This window comes from Cupriavidus sp. a3 (assembly GCF_051015765.1).
Classification (GTDB): domain Bacteria; phylum Pseudomonadota; class Gammaproteobacteria; order Burkholderiales; family Burkholderiaceae; genus Cupriavidus; species Cupriavidus oxalaticus_A.
Genome location: NZ_CP170643.1, coordinates 2,780,844 through 2,798,951 on the forward strand (window position 1 = coordinate 2,780,844; position 18,108 = coordinate 2,798,951).

Here is an 18,108-nt window from a genome sequence, read left to right on the forward strand (position 1 = left end):
AATCTCCCGGTTCACTGGACGGCAATCGTGCGTGCCTTGGAGGCTTCCCGCTTGCCCACGCTGATCGACAGGCAACCATTCGCGTAGCGAGCCTGAACCTTGTCAGGATCGGCGCTTTGCGGCAGCTCGATGACGCGCCTGAACGAGCCGACGAAGCGCTCACGCGCATAGCGCTTGCTATCTGGCGAGTCGTCCGCATAGGAAGGACCGCGCTCTCCACTGATCGTCAGTAGCCCCTTGTCGATAGAGACCTCCAGGTTTTCCCGTTTCAGCCCGGGCGCGAACGCAACGATCTCGATGGTGTCGTCCGTCGACCCGATATTCACCGGCGGGAAGGCGCCGGAGCGCCCGGAGCGGATACTGGAGGGGAAGCCGCCAAACACGTCCGCCATCTGCCTTTGCAGGCGGTCGAGTTCACTGAAGAGATCGGCTCCAAAAACTTGACTCATGATCTTATCTCCTTCAAACAGCAAGGAGGCGAAGGGGCTTGCGCGCTCCCGTTCGCCCGCCTTGGTGGCAGCAAACAAACAGAAACGCAGCGCGACGTCGCGACTGCTTGAGCCGGAAATAAAAGCAGTTAGTCAGATTTCAAGAGTACGATGGAGCAATTATTTTGGGGGTTGCATACAGCACCCTCCCTCGGCCCGCCACTTGTGGCGGCCGCATCTGGCGCTGGCTCGCCATCATCTTCGGCTTGCACGAACCGCTCAGCGGCGCCGTTGGGCAGTACTGACGATTCCTGTGCAACCGGAATACGATCGTGCCCGTCAGCCCCAAAAGCGCGTACAAACAGGTCGCGATTTTCCCTGAGTTGCCTTACTGAGTGACGTAGATACCTCAGAACACGATATGCGGTGTCCGGGCTGTCACCCTCTGCCTGAATATGCCGGATATGGGTGATCTGTATGCGGACGCGCTTGCGAGATTCTTCGATTGCCCGGTCTTGCCGCAAGCGTCGCGCGTCAACAGGGCCATATGCAACCTTTGACATGGTGCGCTCCCAGATTGCAAAGGCATCACGAATGGTCACTAAAGCACAGGTGCAGAACGTCCGAGCTGGGTGAGCCAGTATCGGACCAATCAACGCACACCGGGCGACTCGTCGCCCTGCAAAAAAATTTAGGAAAAGAAGGCTGTTGTGTCAACGAAGCGGGGGCAGCAGCTTTGCGAGCGTCACGATTGCCCGTTCTGTTCTGCGCGCTGCGGCGAGCCGCTACGGGTCAAGCTGGCGGAGTCAAAATGGCGTAGCCGGCCAGAAAGCGTGGCCACCTCGGCTTTGGCGTTCGCATCGTCACCGGATAAAAACAACACGCGGCGGCCACCTCCTGCTTGCGGATCGCCAGACACCAGTGCGGGTTGCAGGTGATTGAACGCCTTGACAACACGCGCGCCGGGCACGAGGTCTGCAAACACTGCGCTCGAAGAGCGGCCATGCAGGTCCGCGGGGCGAAACAGCGGGGCCTCAATTGGATTGTTTGCGTCGACGACAGTCCGCCCGCCAAATTCGGGCAGCCCGCTCAGTGCCAGTGGCAGCTTCGACCAGTTCGCAGCCACCAGCACGATGTCCTGCGCTGCGGCTGCCTCGCGCGTGCCCGGGCGAATCGAAGGCCCGATTGCTTTCACGGCATCCCGAAGCGTTTCAGGCCCACGGCTGTTGGCCACCACCGCCTGGATGCCGTGCCGTGCCAGCGCCGTGGCGAACGCCATGCCTATCGCGCCCGCGCCGATGATGCCAATGGTCTTTCCGTAGCTTGCTTGCATGACGAACTCCTTGTTCAAGCGGTGAAGCCGCCATCGGCAACGATCTCGGCACCCGTCACGAAGGCTGCGTCCGGGCCGGCGAGGAATGCCACCACGCCGGCAATCTCATGTGGCTGCCCGTATCGGCCCAAGGCAATGCCGGGCCCTACGATCTCGCTAACCGGGCCGCCGGCTGGGTTCATATCGGTGTCGGTCGGGCCAGGGTGGACGGTGTTGACCGTGATGCGTTTCGGCCCCAGATCACGCACCAGACTGCGATTGAAGCCTGCAATTGCACCCTTGGTCAGCGTGTAGAGCGATGCCGTGGGAAACGCTGCGTAGCGCACCATCGACGAACCGATATGGATCACGCGCCCGCCCGCCTTCATATGCCGCACCGCTTCCTGAGTGGCCACAAATACGCCGGTCACGTTCACTGCAATCATGCGCTCGTAGGCGTCGAACGGGATGTCCTCGATAGCGCCGCCCAGGCCCATGCCAGCGTTGTTGACGAGGATATCGAGACCACCGAATGCGTCGACCGTCGCGGCCACGGCTAGGCGCACCGCCGCGGGATCGCCCGCGTCTGCGGCGAGCGCGATGGCCCGGCCGCCGGCCGCTTCGATCTCGCTTACTACCGTGGCGGCTTTATCCGGTGAGGCACTGTAGGTCAGCGCCACGGCCGCGCCGTCGGCGGCCAGGCGGCGGGCAATGGCGGCGCCGATGGAGCGCGAACCGCCAGTAACTAGGGCGATCTTGCCGGACAGGGAAAGCGTCTGTTGAGTCATTTTTAGCTCCGGTTAGGGTGAATCACGAGGTGTGAACGAAGTATGGGCGCGCGATTCCCCGGTGATTAGTCGAGAATGCCTGAAATTATCTTCAAGCAATCGTGTAAGCTGAGTCGGATGGAAACCCTCGCCAACCTCGAATCCTTTGTGCGCAGCGCCGAAACCGGTAGCTTTTCGGCGGCGGGTCGCCGACTGGCCCTGACGCCCGCGGCCGTCAGCCGCAACGTGGCCATGCTCGAGCGCAATCTGGGCGTGCGACTGTTTCAGCGCTCGACACGCAAGCTGACGCTTACCGAGGCTGGCGAACGCTTCCTTGCATCCATCGGCGGCAACCTGGACGCTCTCCAAGCCGCCATCGCCGCCATGTCGAACCAACACGGCGAACCGGCTGGCGTGCTGAAAGTCAGCCTGGCCCCATCGTTCGGCATGGCTTACGTGCTGCCATTGCTTCCCGATTTCCTGAAGCGTTATCCGGCGATCCGCCCGGAATGGCATTTCGAGAATCGCGCGATCGATTTGATTGCCGAAGGGTTCGACGCGGCTATAGGCGGGGGCTTCGAGCTGACGCCGGGTCTCGTGTCGCGCGCACTGGCACCGGCGCATGTCGTCGCGGTGGCGTCGCCTGCGTATCTGCGGGAACGCACGCTGCCTGCCGATCCATCCATGCTGAACGTCATGGATGGCATCGTCATGCGCTCCGGACGCACAGGACGCACGCGCCAATGGACCATGCGCGATGCCGCCGGCAACGAGGTTGCCGCGACCATGCCCGAACGCATTGTGGTGAGCGACCCGGCCGCCATGCGTGAAGCCGCGCTACTGGGGCTCGGTGTGACACTGCTGGCTGTACCGGATGTGTTGCCATGGATTGAACGTGGCGAACTGGTGCGCTTACTGCCACGCTGGTATGCCGATGCAGGCGCCATTTCGTTGTACTACCCTACGCGCACACTGATACCAACCAAGACGCGCGTATTCATCGAATACGTTGTGGAAGCATTTCGCCAAATGCAGATGGCCGAACGCCTGGCAGGCAGCCTCGGCATTTAGCGTTGCCTGCCGAGATATGCCGCTTCGGCGTCCGGTCTGGCCCGAATTTGAGTCATTCGCCTACGCCCGCTCATTCGCTGCCAAGCTCTCCTCGATCGAGGCCGGCGACTCGATCATCGCGCTCGCGTAGTAGCCAATACACCACTCCGAGAACGAGTGTCGCCCCTGAAAGCGCAGCGATTGTGGCAGCGTCGGTTGCCTTCGTATCTAGAATGACGAACTTTCGACTCAGTGCAATCAGCGAAATGAGAATGACTGTCTTGACCTGAACGATGCTCTCCCGGCGCAGCGCAACCCGAATGATGGAGTGCTTGAACTCCAGTGCGATGAGCAGCGTCATCACCATGCCGAAGAGATTTTGGAACACTTCATGATCGAGCGGGCTCACCGTGCCGCTGAGCACATGTGGCAGCACACCAAGGGTCAATTGGACGAGAGCTATCGCGATCACTACGGCGATGATCAGGCTCAGCGCTACGGCGACGACTTGTTCGAAGCGTTCGTACAGGGACAAGAGGCGCCATTGCTCGCGCATCTCTGCCAGGAGCTTCTGCGAGGTGCGAGGCTTTGCTGCCATTTGTCCCTCCAATTTGGCTTCGTGCTTGCCGTCCGAGCGCAGGAGACCGACTATTAATTCGTGATGCTGGGCAGAGATTCGAACCACCGCGAAGCGGTTTAGGCAGTATGCCTCCAAGTCGGTGGCTGGCCCGCCGTGGGGAATCAAACGCGGGTTAGCCTGGCTGCCAGAGCCGCATGGTGTGGCCTTAGTCCACACCCGGCGATTTCCAGCACGGAGGCCAGCATGGGAAACGATAGCACGGTGTACGTCGGTCTCGACGTACACAAGGGATCGATCACTGCAGCTTATGCCATCGGCATGGGAGAGGTGGAATTGCTCGGCAAGATCGGTACTGGAAGACGGACGTCGATCGCCTGTGCCAGCGCAGGCAGTCCAAGGCGCAGCACGTACGCATCGTCTATGAAGCAGGCCCTTGCGGCTATGGCCTCTACCGCTAACTGGTCCAGAGGGGATTCGACTGCATGGTGTGCGCGCCATCACTGATTCCACGAAAGCCTGGCGAGCGGGTCAAGGCCGACCGGCGCGACGCGCTCAAATTGGCGCGCTCGGGCTGCGACCAGGAGGCGCACTGGACCGTGCAGGTTCACAGAAACACCATCTCTCACGAGCGTGCCTCGGGTCATCCCGCGGACCTTCTCGCATAAGCAGCACAACATGACTTATTGATTCAATATATTGCCATACTTGCATCAATGCAGTACATAAATGGCTACGTAATCATTTTTATGGTCAGCGAATGATGGAAGGAAAACGTCAGTTGTTGTGCGAGGCACCAGCCAGCGAGAGTCGGGTGCTGGCTAGCAGGGGGAAAATTATAGGCAATCAGCCGAAAAGTTCTGCCCGAGGCCTTTCGGCTCTCCCCAAGTGGAATCGGTTCGTGAAGCGAAAGCCGCTTCTATTCGGCTTCACCTATTCCCTTCCGCAGCACGCCGTATCACTGTCGAAAGGTTGGCTCCGGCCAGTCTCTGCGCGGCAGTCCGGCTATCACCAGTCCAGAAGTCCCGTTCGGCAGCGAGAATCCGCTCCTCCGTATTGCGCATGTGCAGGAAGGCCGCCTGGCGGGCGCGTTGCGGATCCTGGGTTTCGATCGCAGCGCAGATCTCCGCATGCTCGGTGCGGACATGCGCAGCCAGATCACTTTGTCTGGCTTCATTGCCGCGCGTGAGACGAATGGCGTCTCTCAATGCCCGCGTCAACATGCCGAGTAGCTCGGTGTAGTGAGGATTGCCAGTGGCACGGGACACCGCAAGATGGAATGCCAGGTCTTCTTCAACGCCGTCGCCGCCCGCCCGCACTGCAGAGTCGATCTCGCGCAATGCGTTCCGGATGTCGTCCATTTGCCTTTCGCTACGGCGCTCCGCAGCCAATGCGGCCATTTCCGCCTCAATCCCACGACGCAGTTCCAGGATTCGCACGACCCCCAAGGCCGGGTCGGAACCGCCACGCCCAAGGCGGAATACCTCTGCGGTCGCCGGATTGAGCACAACCGTACCGCTCCCCTGCCGGCTTTCCACGAGGCCCTCGGACTTAAGGCGGGAAATGGCTTCACGAATCACGGTGCGGCTCACGCCGTACTGCTCGGTCATGAACTTTTCCGTCGGCAGACGAGCATTGACGGGGTACAGACCGCGTCGGATCTGCCCAGCGAGATGTTCGGTGACGCGGTCGGCCAATGTGGGCTCAAAACCGCCTTTCCCCGCTGGCTGCTGGTCTGCTTCCGTCAGATTTTCTGTTGTGCTCTGCAAGGTAATGCTCCACTTGTCGTTGCTTCGCCGCGCCTCAGCGCTGTGGCAGCCCTAGTTCACATCATAGCATCCCGAACAAATTTGCTTGACATCTTCATCATATGAATTTGTAATACAAATCAGAAGAACACAACGACTTCGTGCGACGCTGTCGCGAACCAACGAGGAGACTGCATCAATGCCGGCCCAGGATCACAATCAGTCGCTTGAAAATGCTTACGTATGCAGGCGCATGCCTGCGGAGATCGAAGCCGCGCTGAAAGAGCGCTTCGTCGTAAAGCTGAATGAAAGCGACGAACTGACGGATTCCGCCACAATCATCGAGCGCGCCAAGGGCGTGAGCGTTCTGCTGGTGACCGCGACAGAGCGCATTGACGGCAATGTGTTGCGCGCACTGTCGCCCACCCTCAAGACGGTGGCCACTCTCTCGGTAGGCTACGACCACATCGACTTGGCCACGGCTCGCGAGCTCGGCATCGAGGTTCTGCATACGCCTGACGTCCTGAGCGATGCTTGTGCCGAAGTTGCGCTAATGCTCCTGCTCAATGCCGCACGGCGCGGTTATGAAGCAGATCGCATGGTCCGCAGCGGCCAATGGCCAGGTTGGGCGCCCGCTCAACTGCTGGGCAAAGGCCTGGTCGGCAAGCGGCTCGGCATATTCGGCATGGGGCGCATCGGCCGAGCCATCGCGACGCGTGCCCGCGCATTCGGCATGCAAATCCACTACCACAACCGCTCCCGACTCGGGCCAGAGGTCGCCGAGGGCGCCATCTACCACACGACCCTCGAAAGCCTCTGCCGACACAGCGAGATGCTGCTGGTCGCGGCACCGGGTTCACCACAGCTCAAAGGAACGCTCGATCAAGCGCACATCCGGGCACTGCCCCCTGGCGCTGTCGTCGTCAATATTTCCCGCGGCGACATCGTGGATGACGATGCGCTGATCGAAGCGCTGAACGACGGCCACGTCTTTTCAGCTGGTCTTGATGTTTTCGCCAACGAGCCGAACGTCGATCCGCGCTATCGCGCTCTCGACAACGTCTTTCTCAGTCCGCATATCGGCAGCGCGACAGAGGAAACGCGCAACGCCATGGGATGGCTTCTGATCGACGGGATCGCGGCACTGCGCCGCGGCGAACGACCCGCCAACCTGCTTTCCTGATTCCCCCCTTCAAGTCAAAGCGACCGGAGTCCCTTTTCATGCAGATCCAGAATCCTTCTCTCTTCCGCCAGCAGTGCCACGTGAATGGCCAATGGGTAGACGCTGCTGACGGCGAAGTGGTGCCCGTCACAAATCCTGCAACAGGGCAACAACTCGGTACTGTGCCCCGCATGACGGCCGCCGACGTCCAGTCAGCCATCGCGGCCGCGGACCGAGCCCTTCCAGCATGGCGCGCAACCAGCTCGCGCGAACGCAGCCGCCTGCTGCGTCGATGGTTCGATCTCTGCATGGCCAACCAGGAGGACCTGGCAACGATCCTCACGCTTGAGCAAGGCAAACCGCTGAAAGAGTCCCGGGGTGAGATTGCCTACGGGTCTGGCTTTATTGAATGGTTCTCGGAAGAAGCACGTCGAATCTATGGCGATGTGATTCCTGCGCCGTCATCGGACCGCCGCATCATCGTCATCAAGCAGCCCATCGGCGTCGTCGCCGCCATCACCCCGTGGAATTTCCCGAATGCGATGATCACGCGCAAGGCTGGCGCCGCCTTGGCTGCAGGCTGCACGATCGTGATCAAGCCTGCCTCTGCCACGCCCTTCTCTGCGCTGGCGCTCGCCGCTCTGGCCAAGGAAGCAGGAATCCCTGATGGGGTACTGAATGTCGTCACCGGTTCCGCCTCCGTTGTGGGGGGTGAGCTCACATCGAGCCCCGTCGTGCGCAAGCTGTCGTTCACGGGCTCCACCGATGTCGGCAAGACTCTCCTCGAGCAATGTGCCGGTACGGTGAAGAAGGTTTCTATGGAACTGGGCGGCAACGCGCCATTCCTCATCTTCGACGACGCCGACCTCGACGCTGCCGTCGCCGGCGTCATGGCCTCGAAGTTTCGCAATGCCGGTCAGACCTGCGTCTGCGCGAACCGCATCTTCGTCCAGGACGGCGTCTACGACGCGTTCGCAGAGAGGCTCAGGATCGCAGTGGAAGCTCAAGTCGTCGGCGATGGCATGGCACCGGGCGTGGATCTCGGACCGCTGATTGACGACGCGGCGATCGAAAAGGTTCGCGAACACATCGACGACGCCGTCTCTCTGGGTGCTCAAGTATTCACCGGCGGCAAGGCCCACGCCCTCGGCGGCCGCTTCTTCAAGCCGACGATCCTCACCGACGTGTCGCCGAAGGCGAAGCTCATGAACGAGGAGACTTTCGGCCCGGTGGCCCCCCTCATCCGCTTCAAGACCGAGGAAGAAGCCGTCGCCATGGCAAATGACACGCCCTTCGGACTGGCTGCCTATTTCTACACCACCAACTACGCGCGCTCCTGGCGCGTGGCTGAAGCGCTCGAATGCGGCATCGTGGGCCTGAACGAGGGCCTGATCTCCACCGAGGTCGCACCGTTCGGCGGCGTGAAGGAGTCGGGTGTCGGCCGGGAGGGATCCAAATACGGCATCGAGGACTACATCGAGGTCAAGTACATCTGCGCTGGCGGCCTGGCATTGCGCTGAGCCGCGAGACAACAACAGGAGACAGAATCATGAACAAAACAGTGGGCATGATTGGCGTTGGCATGATGGGCCATGGCATCGCAACGAATGTGGCAAAGCATGGTTATCCCTTGGTGGTCCTCGAACATCCAGGTAATCAGCCACTCGACGCACTGCTGAAGGCGGGGGCGAAAACCGTACCGGCTATCTCGGAGCTCGCCGGCCAGGTCGACATCGTCATTCTCTGCGTTACCGGATCCCCCGAGGTCGAGGATGTGCTTTTCAGCGCCCAAGGCCTCCTCAGCGCCCTGCGGCCCGGTACCGTGGTCATCGATTGCTCGACGGCGATCCCCTCTTCGACCGAGCGCATCGCCGCCGCCGTGCAAAAAGCCGGTGGCAGGTTCATGGACGCGCCAATGACGCGTACGCCCAAAGAAGCGGCCGAGGGGCGTCTGAACCTGATCGTCGGCGGCGACGAGTCGCTCTACCAGGAATGCCTGCCACTGCTGCAGAGCTTCGCCGAAAACATCACCTTCGCCGGGCCTGTCGGTTCCGGACACCGGCTCAAGCTGTTGCACAACTTCGTGTCTCTGGGTTTCTCCGCAGTCCTGGCGGAGGCTGCCGCCTGTGCAGCACGCGCTGATGTCAGTCCCGAGGTCCTTGTGGATGTGCTGGCCAAGGGCGGCGGTGCCGGTGTCATCCTGGAACGCCTGCGTCCCTTCATTGAGCGGGGCGACAGCTCCGGGTTCCGCTTCACCATCTCCAACGCGCTGAAGGACATGACCTACTACGACACCATGGCGAGCGAAGTGGGCGCCAGTCACGCGACTGCCTCAGCGATCCGCGAAACCTATGCCGGCGCCTATGACCAACGGTCCCATGGCACCGTGCCGGAGCTTGTCGCACTGCTGGCCGAGCCGGCATCCGTTCGCTGATCGTCCCCGGAAACCGACACCATGATCACAAACCAGCAATACAAGATTGCCGTCATTCCAGGCGATGGCATTGGCAACGAAGTGGTCCCCGAAGGCATCCGGGTCCTGGAAGCCGCCAGCGCTAAGTTCGGCTTCAAGCTCGCCTTCACGACCTATGACTGGAGCTGCGCCCGCTACCACGCCCAAGGAAGCATGATGCCGTCCGATGGAATCGAGCGGCTACGCGACTCTGACGCCATCTTTCTCGGCGCAGTCGGCTTCCCCGGCGTGCCGGACCACGTATCACTGTGGAACCTCCTCATCCCGATCCGCCGCGAATTCGACCAGTACGTGAACCTGCGACCGGTCAGGCTTCTGCCCGGTGTTCCCTGCCCGCTCGCCAACAAGGAGCCCGGCGACATCGACTTCTGGATCGTGCGCGAGAACACCGAAGGCGAATACTCGCAAGTTGGCGGACGCATGTTCGCCGGCACGGAACATGAGTTTGTCACGCAGGAGGCCATCTTCACTCGTCGCGGAACCGATCGAATCATGCGCTATGCGTTTGATCTCGCTAAGAAGCTCGGACGGAATCACGTGACATCGGCGACCAAGTCCAATGGCATCTTCCATTCCATGCCATTCTGGGACGAGCGGTTTGCCGCAGTGGGTGCCGACTATCCCGACATCCGCACCGACCAGTACCACATCGATATCCTGGCAGCGCGGTTTGCGATGTCCCCGGAGCGCTTCGACGTCGTGGTTGGATCGAACCTGTTCGGCGATATCCTCTCCGATCTCGGCCCCGGTATCACGGGAACGATTGCAGTGGCGCCGAGCGCAAACATCAACCCGGAGCGGAAGTACCCGTCGATGTTTGAACCGGTGCATGGCTCAGCCCCGGACATCGCCGGACAAGGCATTGCGAATCCCATCGGTCAGATCTGGTCTGGGGCCATGATGCTGGAACACCTCGGACAGCCTGAGGCAGCGGCCGCGATCATGAAGGCCATCGAAGCTGTCCTTACGCATCCCGATCGCGTACTAACGCCTGACCTGGGTGGAAGGGCCAGTACACAGGAAATGGGCGCCGAAATCGCCAGGGCGGTTCTCGCATGACACAAGCCTCCAGGGTAGCGAGTCGCCCGCTTGTGCTGCTGACTGATGCCATCGTTCCGGAGGCTCATGCTCGACTGGCGGCTAACGCTGACGTCGAGTTACTGCCGCCAGGACTGATCGGCGCGGCTAGCGACCAAGCCCTTCGAGATCGCATTGCGCAGGTTGACGGTCTGATCGTACGGCGACAGCTCCCTGGCGATCTGTTCGAGCGCGAGCATCGTCTTCGCGCCGTCGTTCGTCATGGTGTTGGCGTGGATTTCATTCCGGTAGACCGCGCAACGGCTCACGGCATCCCAGTGGCCAATACGCCGGACACGAACTCGAACGCCGTTGCCGAATTTGCGGTGTCTGCCATGCTCGCAATGACCAGACGGCTGGCAACCTTCGACAATGCCGTGCGTGACGGCGACTGGAACCGCCGCATGCTCGCGGCAGAGCAATCCAGGGAACTTCGCGGCTCCACACTGGGAATCATTGGCTTCGGTGCCATCGGGCGCCGGGTCGCGGAGATCGCAGGCGCGGGCTTCGGCATGAAGCTGCTTGCGCATACGTCGACACCATCCAGGCTCCCGCCGCACGTCGCCCCGGCGGAACTCTCCGCTTTGTTCGCCCACAGCGATTACATCGTACTTGCGTGCCCTCTTACCGCAGCAACAAGAGGCATGGTGAACAAGACGCTTTTGGCGCATGCGCGTCCGACTACCGTGCTCGTCAATGTGGCACGGGGGCCAATCATCCAACAGGCGGATCTGATCGACGCTTTGCGCAGCGGCACCATAGGCGGGGCCGTACTCGATGTATATGAACAACATCCGCTCCCGGACGACAGCCCGCTTCGAGATCTGCAGAACGTCCTTTTGACACCGCATATCGCTGGCCTCACCCAAGACGCCTCGATGGCCATGGGGCTGGCCGCCGCCGACACGATGCTCGCCCTGCTGCGAGGCGAACGACCACGCAACATCGTCAACCCCGAATTCAACGCCGTCAATCAGGAGACAATCCAATGAAGATCACCCGCATTACCGCAATTCCCCTGTCCTATCGTCTGCCCGAAGGCAAAACGGTCACCATGGGCGTGGGTAGTACGCTCAAGCGTGACGCGATCATCATCCGCGTTGAAACGTCCGAAGGCATCGTGGGCTATGGCGAGTCGCATCCCGGGCGCAGTCCTGGCGCCATCACCAGCCTTATTCACAACACGCTGTCGCCGCTGCTGGTTGGCATGGACGCCACGGACGTGGTCGGCACCTGGCAGCGCGTGCATCGCATGCAGTTTTCCAGCCACGGTCTTGGCGCCGGCGCCGCGCTGGCGCATTCTGGCATCGACATGGCACTCTGGGATATCCGCGGCAAGGCGGCGAACATGCCGCTCTACAAGCTGCTGGGCGGCTCGCGTCGACGCATTCCGGCCTATGCCGGCGGCATCGCGCTCGGATACCAGCCTGCGGCGTCGCTGGCCGAAGAGGCCCAGTCCTATATCGAACAGGGCTACAAGGCCGTCAAACTGCGAATCGGCGACTCGGTCAAGGCGGATATCGAGCGGGTACGCCATGTGCGCCGCGTGCTCGGCGATGACATCGACATCCTGACCGATGCGAATACGGCCTACACGATCGCCGACGTGCGCCGTGTTATGCCTGTGCTGGCGGAAATTCAAGCGGGCTGGCTCGAAGAGCCATTCGCCTGCAATGATTTCGCTTCGTATCGCGAGGCTGCCCGGATTTCCCCTGTCGTCCCGATCGCGGCTGGCGAGAATCACTTCATGCGATTCGAGTTTGCGCAACTGCTGGAAGCCGGGGCAGTCCAGGTCTGGCAGCCCGACCTGTCCAAGACGGGCGGCATTACGGAAGGCATGCGCATCGCCGCCATGGCCTCGGCCTTCCGCATCCCCATCCACGCCCACAGCTCCGCTACGGGCCTCAATCATGCCGCGACGCTGCATTTCCTCGCTGCAACCGAGAACGCCGGCTACTTCGAAGCCTGCGTTTCGCATTTCAATCCCTTCCGGGACATGTTCGGCAAGACCTTCGAAATCGGCAGTGATGGTTGCGTGGTCCCGCCGAAAGCACCGGGCCTGGGCGTCGAAGTCGACGAGGAAATCTTCAAGCAGTACCCGTTGATCGACGGCCCCGGTTACGTCGTCAAGTTCTGAGCAAATACGCTCAGCAGACACCGATCCACCACATACAAAGATGGTGAAGGAGACAAAGATGCCTAGCAGAAGAACCGCGTGCAAATGGATTCTGTCATCTCTGGCGGGCGCCGCCGGCGCGACCGCCTTCGGTGGCGCCATGGGCGCTGCGAGCGATGCGTACCCGGACAAGCCCATTCGCATCGTCGTGCCATATACCCCCGGCGGCTTCAACGACACGCTCGCGCGCACCGTGGGCGAGAAGCTGACCAAGCTCTGGAAGCAGCCGGTGGTCGTTGACAATCGGCCAGGTGGCAACACATTGATCGGCAATTCGATGGTTGCGAAAGCCGCTCCCGATGGCTACACGTTGCTGATTACGCCCCTGCCGTTCGCCGCACTTCCCGCGTTGTACGGCACGAAGCTTCCCTACAACGCGACCAAGGATTTTTCTCCGGTCATCTGGGCTGCCAGCACCCAGAACGTGCTGGTGGCGCGAAACGACCTTGGACTTGCGACCGTCAAGGACATCGTCGATTTTGCCAAGAAGAATCCCGGCAAGCTGAACTACGGCTCCACTGGATCCGGCTCCTCCAATCATCTGTCGATGGAGCTCTTCGAGAAGATGACCGGTACCAAGCTGACGCACGTCCCGTATAAGGGCAGTGGCCCGGCTGTTCTCGCCCTGCTCGGCGGTGAAATCGATGTGTTGTTCGACAACTTGCCCAATGTGATGAACCAGATCCGAGCCGGCAAGTTCAAACCTGTGGCCGTCACCGGTCTGCAGCGATCCACGCTGCTGCCAGACGTGCCGACCGTCGCTGAATCGGGGGTGCCGGGCTACGAGGTAAACGTCTGGTTCGGCATTCAGGCACCCGCTGGCACGCCAAAGGAGGTCGTCCAGAAACTCAACCAGGAAATCGCGAAGGCATTGGCCGATCCGGAAATCATGAAGCGATTCCGCGAACAGGGTGTGGAGGTTGTGGGTAGCTCCCCGACCAAATTCGCTACACTCGTGGAAGCCGAGATCCAGAAATGGGGAAGCGTGGTCCGCGATGCGAACGTCCGATTGGAGTAACTGCTGCGTCGAGAAAGTGTCCGCACGGTAGCGGACACGCTCTGATCCGCGAGCATTCTTCAATATCCCGCCGTACGTCCGGCGGGCTTTTTGTTTATCCCCGATCTGTCAGCGAACGTTGGCAGCGAACCGTTGCAGCGCCGTGCAAGCTGTCGGACCAGATCACTTTCTGCGCAAGCCTGCCCGAAGCGGCGTCAGAGATCCCTTGACCGGCCAGGAATCAGTCGTGAACCAAAAAAGCCCTGCAGGTTATGTTTGCAGGGCCTTTTGCTTGCCGTTTCCTCTTTCCGCTCTGCTTGCCGAATTCCCGTACAGTGCGACCGGACAAACGCGATCGGCCCTTGAGACCAGGCGAGGTCTCAAGGGCCGATCACATTCCGGGCTGGCTTATTCAGCTACCACGTTTGCCGACTTCGCGACAGCGCCCCACTTGTCGGCTTCGCTCTTGATATAGCGTGCAAACTCATCAGGCTTAGTTGCCACCACTTCGGCACCAAGCGTCGCCAACTGGCTCTTCACTTCCGGCATGGCAAGCACCTTCATCAGTGCAGCACTCAGTTGCTGGATGATTTCTGGCGAAGTTCCGGCGGGTGCAACAAGACCGCCCCAGGAAGAGGCGTCGAATCCCTTAAGCACGGATTCATCGATTGTTGGTGCATTGGGGAACGCCGGCACTCGCTTCTTACTTGCCACTGCGATGAGCTTGAGCTTGCCCCCGGTCACGAACGGACGCGCAGCGACGGCCGTAGTGAACATCATGGACACCTGCCCGGCCATCACATCGGTCAGAGCCGGGCCATCGCCCTTGTAGGGCACGTGCATCATGTCCATCTTCAGCCCAGAGTTGAACATCTCGCCAACCAGGTGATTGGAGGAGCCATTGCCGGCCGAGGCAAATGTGTACTTCCCCGGGTTGGCCTTGACTTCTGCCATCAGCCCCTTGATATCCGCCGCCTTGACCTTCGGCCCGGCCACCAGGACGATCGGCACGGTGGTGGTTTGCCCGATTGGGGCGAAGCTCTTGTTGACGTCGTAGCCGAGGTGCGGATAGATCGACTGGCTGATGGCATTCGGGCCGACGTTCGCCATCAGCAGCGTATAGCCATCTGCCGGCGACTTGGCCACCATCTCAGCCGCGATGTTTCCGTTTGCGCCGGGCCGGTTCTCGACCACAAACGTGCCACCGGTGACTTCCTTCAGCTTTTCGCTCAGCACACGCGCGGTCGTATCGGATGCGCCACCCGGCGGGTATGGCACAACAATGCGCACAGGCTTATCCGGGTAGGCTGCCATGGCGATGCCTGACGTCAAGGCCGAAGCAGCGATGGCCGCACGCCACGCAGTTTTGATGAGTGCATTCATGATGTGTCTCCTTCAATTCTAGTTTATCGAGGATGGATGGGAATCAGTACCGCGCCCCTGGCGAGCGGCTTCACCGTCTTGCTGTAGATGTTCAGCCAGCCTTGCTCCGTAGCACCCTGGATTGGTGCTGCGTCGACCCGACGCGAAGCCATCTCCTTCTCGTCGACAAGCAAGTTGATCTGCCGTCCGGGGATGTCGATCTCGATCTCGTCGCCATCCTTGACAAGAGCCAAGGGGCCACCGGCTGCGGCTTCAGGGCACACCTGACCGACCGCGACACCGCGGTTCAAGCCAGATAGCTGGCCATCCGTCACGACGGCGACCTTGCCGTTGAAGCCCGCGCCTTCGACGGCAGCAACGAATGACGACGCCAAGGCCACGCCTGGACCGCCAATCGGCCCCATACCACGCAGGCACGCTACGGTCCCCTCCGTGATACGTCCATCCGCCAACGCCGCGATAGCTTCCTCCTGAGAGTGAAACACCATCGCTTTGCCACGGAAGCTTTCCGCCTTCTCGCCGGCATTGCCGAGCTTGAGAATGCTACCCTCCGGTGCAAGCGATCCTTTCAGGATGACCAGCGACGGCTTCGTAGAGATGGGGTTGTCCAACGTGCGCAGGATCGACGGCGATGGCGCCTCGTATTCGTCGAGAATTGCCTTCCACGTCTTGCCGGAGACCGTCAAGCACTCCTGCTCGATCATGGACGCCAGATGTTTGATCGTCGCAAGGGTGCCACCCGCCGCTTCAAGCTCCTCCGTACGGTGCGGACCGTTGGGCTTGACGGTCGCAAGCAACGGCACCTCGCGGCCAAGCCGGTCAAAGAGATCGTAGAGATCCACATCCGTTCCGGCTTCCTCCGCAACACCTTGCAGGTGACGAAGCACGTTGATCGACGTCGACAGTGCCAATGCGACGCGCACGGCGTTTCGGAAGGCCGCCGGCGTCAGAATGCTGCGGGGCGTCAGACCTTCATTGACCATCTCGACAATGCGTGCGCCGGCTGCCCGGGCCTGGTCGACCATCGCAGGAGAGTTGGCCAGGACCGGACTGGCGCCCGGCAGCGTCAGACCCAATGCCTCGCAGACGATGTGCATGGAGTTCGCAGTCCCAAGACCAGCGCACACACCGGGGCTGCGCACGGCGCGCTTGCACATGCCGTCCAGGTCTTCGAAGGAGAGTTGACCAGTCACGTGCATGCCGACCTTCTCGAAGACATCTTCGATGTCCACATGCTCGCCCTTGTACTGACCACTGGCCTGATAGCCGCAAATCACCACCAGTGTCGGAATGTTTAGCCGCGCAGCGGCCATCATTTGTCCGGGCGTCGTCTTGTCGCAGGAAGCCAGGCAGACCATGCCATCGAGTTGTGCGCCCTCGACTTGCACCTCGATGTCGTTCACGATGAGGTCGCGGGACGGGAGGATGTAGCGGCCCTGCTTGCCTGCGCTGGTAATGAAGTCGCTCGGGGCGGCGGTGCGGACCTCGAAGGGTACGCCCCCCGCTGCGCGGATCGCCGCCTTCACGTGGGCGGATACGCCATCGAGGTGACTGAAGCAGCTCGACAGCTCCGACGAGGTGTTGACCACGGCAATCTTCGGCTTGTCCAGGTCGGCATCGCTCAGTCCCAGGGCTTGCCATTGGGCCTTGCGCAGAGCCCAACGGGTCGTACCCGGGGCGAAATTGCTACGGTATTTCGGGGAATTCATTGCAAGGCTCCAAGGAAGGCACCATTGTTTTCCAGTACCTGCTGGATATCGGACGCCGGAACATGGTGAACGCTAATGCCGCGTGCCGCTGCCGTTGCAGCGGTAAGCCCGGCCGCTTCGCCCATAGCGAAGCATTGCGCGGTTACTCTGATCGAGGCCTGCGCGCCATGAGTGGCCGATGCACAACGGCCAGCCACCATCAGGTTGTCGAAGCCTTCCAGCAGAAGCGAACGCAGGGGAATCTGGAAGTACGTGCCAGGCGGCAACCGAATCCATTTGGTCGCCCTACCCGCAGCGTGGTCCTCCATTGGCCATGCACAGCACCCGATGGCATCGTCGAAGCGCGCTCCTTCGAGAACATCCTTGTCAGTAAGGACGTAGCTTCCGACGGTACGCCGACTTTCACGGATGCCGATCACCGCGCCCGTATCCATGACGAAAGCCGACTCGAATCCCGGCACGTACTTTCGGAATGCCTTCAGGTATGTGCAGACTTGTTCCCGCCCCGCAATCTCTGCCCGTGACATGACACTGAGGTCGAACGGGTTGGGCGATTTACCGTCAACCGCCACTTTCGTGATGTTCAGATGCGCAAGCCCTGGCCGTTCGGCAAATACGCCGCCGGCGGTGCGAGGAAGGTCGTAGCCGTCGGCGACAGCCCGCTCAAGCCTTTCGCGAAGAGCCGGACGGCTCAAGCGGGCCAGCGAGTCGGTGTCTACGCCGCCGAACCGCACCATGGTGGTAGGAAACTGAAGATCGCCTTCCGAAATTTCGCAAGGCGCGCCAGCGAAGTTCACCAGGTCGGCATCGCCAGAGCAGTCCACGAACGACTTTGCCCGGATGGCGAGTCGCCCTTCCTTGGTCTCGATCAGCACGGCGTCCAGTTCGCGCTCTTTCATGGCGACACCAACCACCATTGCATGAAACAAGACCTCGACCTTTGCTTCCTGGACGAGTTGATCGAGAGCGACCTTCATGGCGAACAGATCGTAAGGCAACGAAGCCGTCTCGAGCCATCGAGTCGTTTCACCGAGGCCGTCAAGGGACCGCAGTCGCTCGATGACTTCGTTGCAGAACCCGCCCACAATCTGCTGTACCTCTGTATCGGTGACCGCGTAGAGGCCGCAGATGCTGCCCAAGCTCACCGACGTCAGGGTGCCACCTAAAAAGCCTTCGCGCTCCAGAAGCAGTACCTTGGCACCCGTCCGCGATGCGGCAATGGCGGCGGCCACCCCAGCAGCGCCACCTC

The 18,108-nt window shown here is 61.2% G+C and carries 16 protein-coding genes and 1 pseudogene; 9 read left to right on the plus strand and 8 right to left on the minus strand.

Features of this window, described 5'->3' with window-relative positions; all coding sequences use genetic code 11:
* Positions 1-11 precede the first annotated feature (11 nt).
* From ACAD63_RS13455 to ACAD63_RS13465, 3 genes are all read right to left on the minus strand, one after another.
* On the minus strand, positions 12-449 hold the full coding sequence (locus ACAD63_RS13455) for an Hsp20/alpha crystallin family protein (protein ID WP_434032811.1): 438 nt from the start codon (positions 447-449) through the stop codon (positions 12-14).
* Positions 450-1,173: 724 nt separating this feature from the next.
* Positions 1,174-1,761 carry an NADPH-dependent F420 reductase gene (locus ACAD63_RS13460; protein ID WP_434032812.1) on the minus strand — a complete coding sequence of 196 codons (588 nt, stop codon included), beginning with the start codon at positions 1,759-1,761 and terminating at the stop codon, positions 1,174-1,176.
* A gap of 14 nt (positions 1,762-1,775) precedes the next feature.
* Positions 1,776-2,528 carry an SDR family NAD(P)-dependent oxidoreductase gene (locus ACAD63_RS13465; RefSeq protein WP_434032813.1) on the minus strand — a complete coding sequence of 251 codons (753 nt, stop codon included), beginning with the start codon at positions 2,526-2,528 and terminating at the stop codon, positions 1,776-1,778.
* Positions 2,529-2,645: 117 nt separating this feature from the next.
* Here ACAD63_RS13465 and ACAD63_RS13470 point away from each other — a divergent pair, with 117 nt between their 5' ends.
* Positions 2,646-3,578: a LysR family transcriptional regulator gene (locus tag ACAD63_RS13470; protein WP_135707095.1), complete on the plus strand. Its 933-nt coding sequence runs from the start codon at positions 2,646-2,648 to the stop codon at positions 3,576-3,578.
* Positions 3,579-3,648: 70 nt separating this feature from the next.
* On the opposite strand, the gene ACAD63_RS13475 is transcribed toward ACAD63_RS13470, so the two are convergent.
* Entirely contained in the window at positions 3,649-4,155 is a 507-nt protein-coding gene (locus ACAD63_RS13475; RefSeq protein ID WP_434032814.1) for a phosphate-starvation-inducible PsiE family protein, read from the minus strand.
* Between the two features lie 225 nt (positions 4,156-4,380).
* On the opposite strand from ACAD63_RS13475, the pseudogene ACAD63_RS13480 reads away from it, so the two are divergent.
* Positions 4,381-4,706 (plus strand): annotated as a pseudogene (locus ACAD63_RS13480) (IS110 family transposase); the annotation flags it as partial.
* A gap of 357 nt (positions 4,707-5,063) precedes the next feature.
* Here ACAD63_RS13480 and ACAD63_RS13485 read toward each other — a convergent pair.
* Positions 5,064-5,903 carry a FadR/GntR family transcriptional regulator gene (locus ACAD63_RS13485; RefSeq protein ID WP_434032815.1) on the minus strand — a complete coding sequence of 280 codons (840 nt, stop codon included), beginning with the start codon at positions 5,901-5,903 and terminating at the stop codon, positions 5,064-5,066.
* A 178-nt stretch (positions 5,904-6,081) separates the two neighbouring features.
* Between ACAD63_RS13485 and ACAD63_RS13490 the strand changes: the two genes are divergently transcribed.
* Genes ACAD63_RS13490 through ACAD63_RS13520 form a run of 7 tightly spaced genes read left to right on the plus strand, consistent with a single transcriptional unit; the run spans position 6,082 to position 13,788 of the window.
* Complete coding sequence (locus ACAD63_RS13490) at positions 6,082-7,065, plus strand: 2-hydroxyacid dehydrogenase (RefSeq protein ID WP_434032816.1); 984 nt, start codon at positions 6,082-6,084, stop codon at positions 7,063-7,065.
* Between the two features lie 38 nt (positions 7,066-7,103).
* Positions 7,104-8,564 carry an NAD-dependent succinate-semialdehyde dehydrogenase gene (locus ACAD63_RS13495; protein WP_434032817.1) on the plus strand — a complete coding sequence of 487 codons (1,461 nt, stop codon included), beginning with the start codon at positions 7,104-7,106 and terminating at the stop codon, positions 8,562-8,564.
* Between the two features lie 29 nt (positions 8,565-8,593).
* Positions 8,594-9,478, plus strand: coding sequence for an NAD(P)-dependent oxidoreductase (locus ACAD63_RS13500; RefSeq protein ID WP_434032818.1), 885 nt, complete (start codon positions 8,594-8,596; stop codon positions 9,476-9,478).
* Between the two features lie 21 nt (positions 9,479-9,499).
* Positions 9,500-10,576, plus strand: a complete 1,077-nt coding sequence (locus tag ACAD63_RS13505) for a tartrate dehydrogenase (RefSeq protein ID WP_133093133.1) — start codon at positions 9,500-9,502, stop codon at positions 10,574-10,576.
* Positions 10,573-11,586 (plus strand): hydroxyacid dehydrogenase, encoded by a 1,014-nt coding sequence (locus ACAD63_RS13510; RefSeq protein ID WP_434032819.1) that lies wholly within the window; start codon positions 10,573-10,575, stop codon positions 11,584-11,586. The genes ACAD63_RS13505 and ACAD63_RS13510 overlap by 4 nt, the downstream gene beginning before the upstream one ends.
* Complete coding sequence (locus ACAD63_RS13515; protein ID WP_434032820.1) at positions 11,583-12,731, plus strand: mandelate racemase/muconate lactonizing enzyme family protein; 1,149 nt, start codon at positions 11,583-11,585, stop codon at positions 12,729-12,731. The genes ACAD63_RS13510 and ACAD63_RS13515 overlap by 4 nt, the downstream gene beginning before the upstream one ends.
* A 58-nt stretch (positions 12,732-12,789) precedes the next feature.
* Positions 12,790-13,788 carry a tripartite tricarboxylate transporter substrate binding protein gene (locus ACAD63_RS13520; RefSeq protein WP_434032821.1) on the plus strand — a complete coding sequence of 333 codons (999 nt, stop codon included), beginning with the start codon at positions 12,790-12,792 and terminating at the stop codon, positions 13,786-13,788.
* Between the two features lie 387 nt (positions 13,789-14,175).
* On the opposite strand, the gene ACAD63_RS13525 is transcribed toward ACAD63_RS13520, so the two are convergent.
* Genes ACAD63_RS13525 through ACAD63_RS13535 form a run of 3 tightly spaced genes read right to left on the minus strand, consistent with a single transcriptional unit; the run spans position 14,176 to position 18,091 of the window.
* Complete coding sequence (locus ACAD63_RS13525) at positions 14,176-15,150, minus strand: Bug family tripartite tricarboxylate transporter substrate binding protein (RefSeq protein ID WP_434032822.1); 975 nt, start codon at positions 15,148-15,150, stop codon at positions 14,176-14,178.
* Positions 15,151-15,173: 23 nt separating this feature from the next.
* Positions 15,174-16,859 carry a dihydroxy-acid dehydratase gene (locus tag ACAD63_RS13530; protein ID WP_133093138.1) on the minus strand — a complete coding sequence of 562 codons (1,686 nt, stop codon included), beginning with the start codon at positions 16,857-16,859 and terminating at the stop codon, positions 15,174-15,176.
* Positions 16,856-18,091 carry an FAD-dependent oxidoreductase gene (locus ACAD63_RS13535; protein WP_434032823.1) on the minus strand — a complete coding sequence of 412 codons (1,236 nt, stop codon included), beginning with the start codon at positions 18,089-18,091 and terminating at the stop codon, positions 16,856-16,858. The genes ACAD63_RS13530 and ACAD63_RS13535 overlap by 4 nt, the downstream gene beginning before the upstream one ends.
* Positions 18,092-18,108 lie beyond the last annotated feature (17 nt).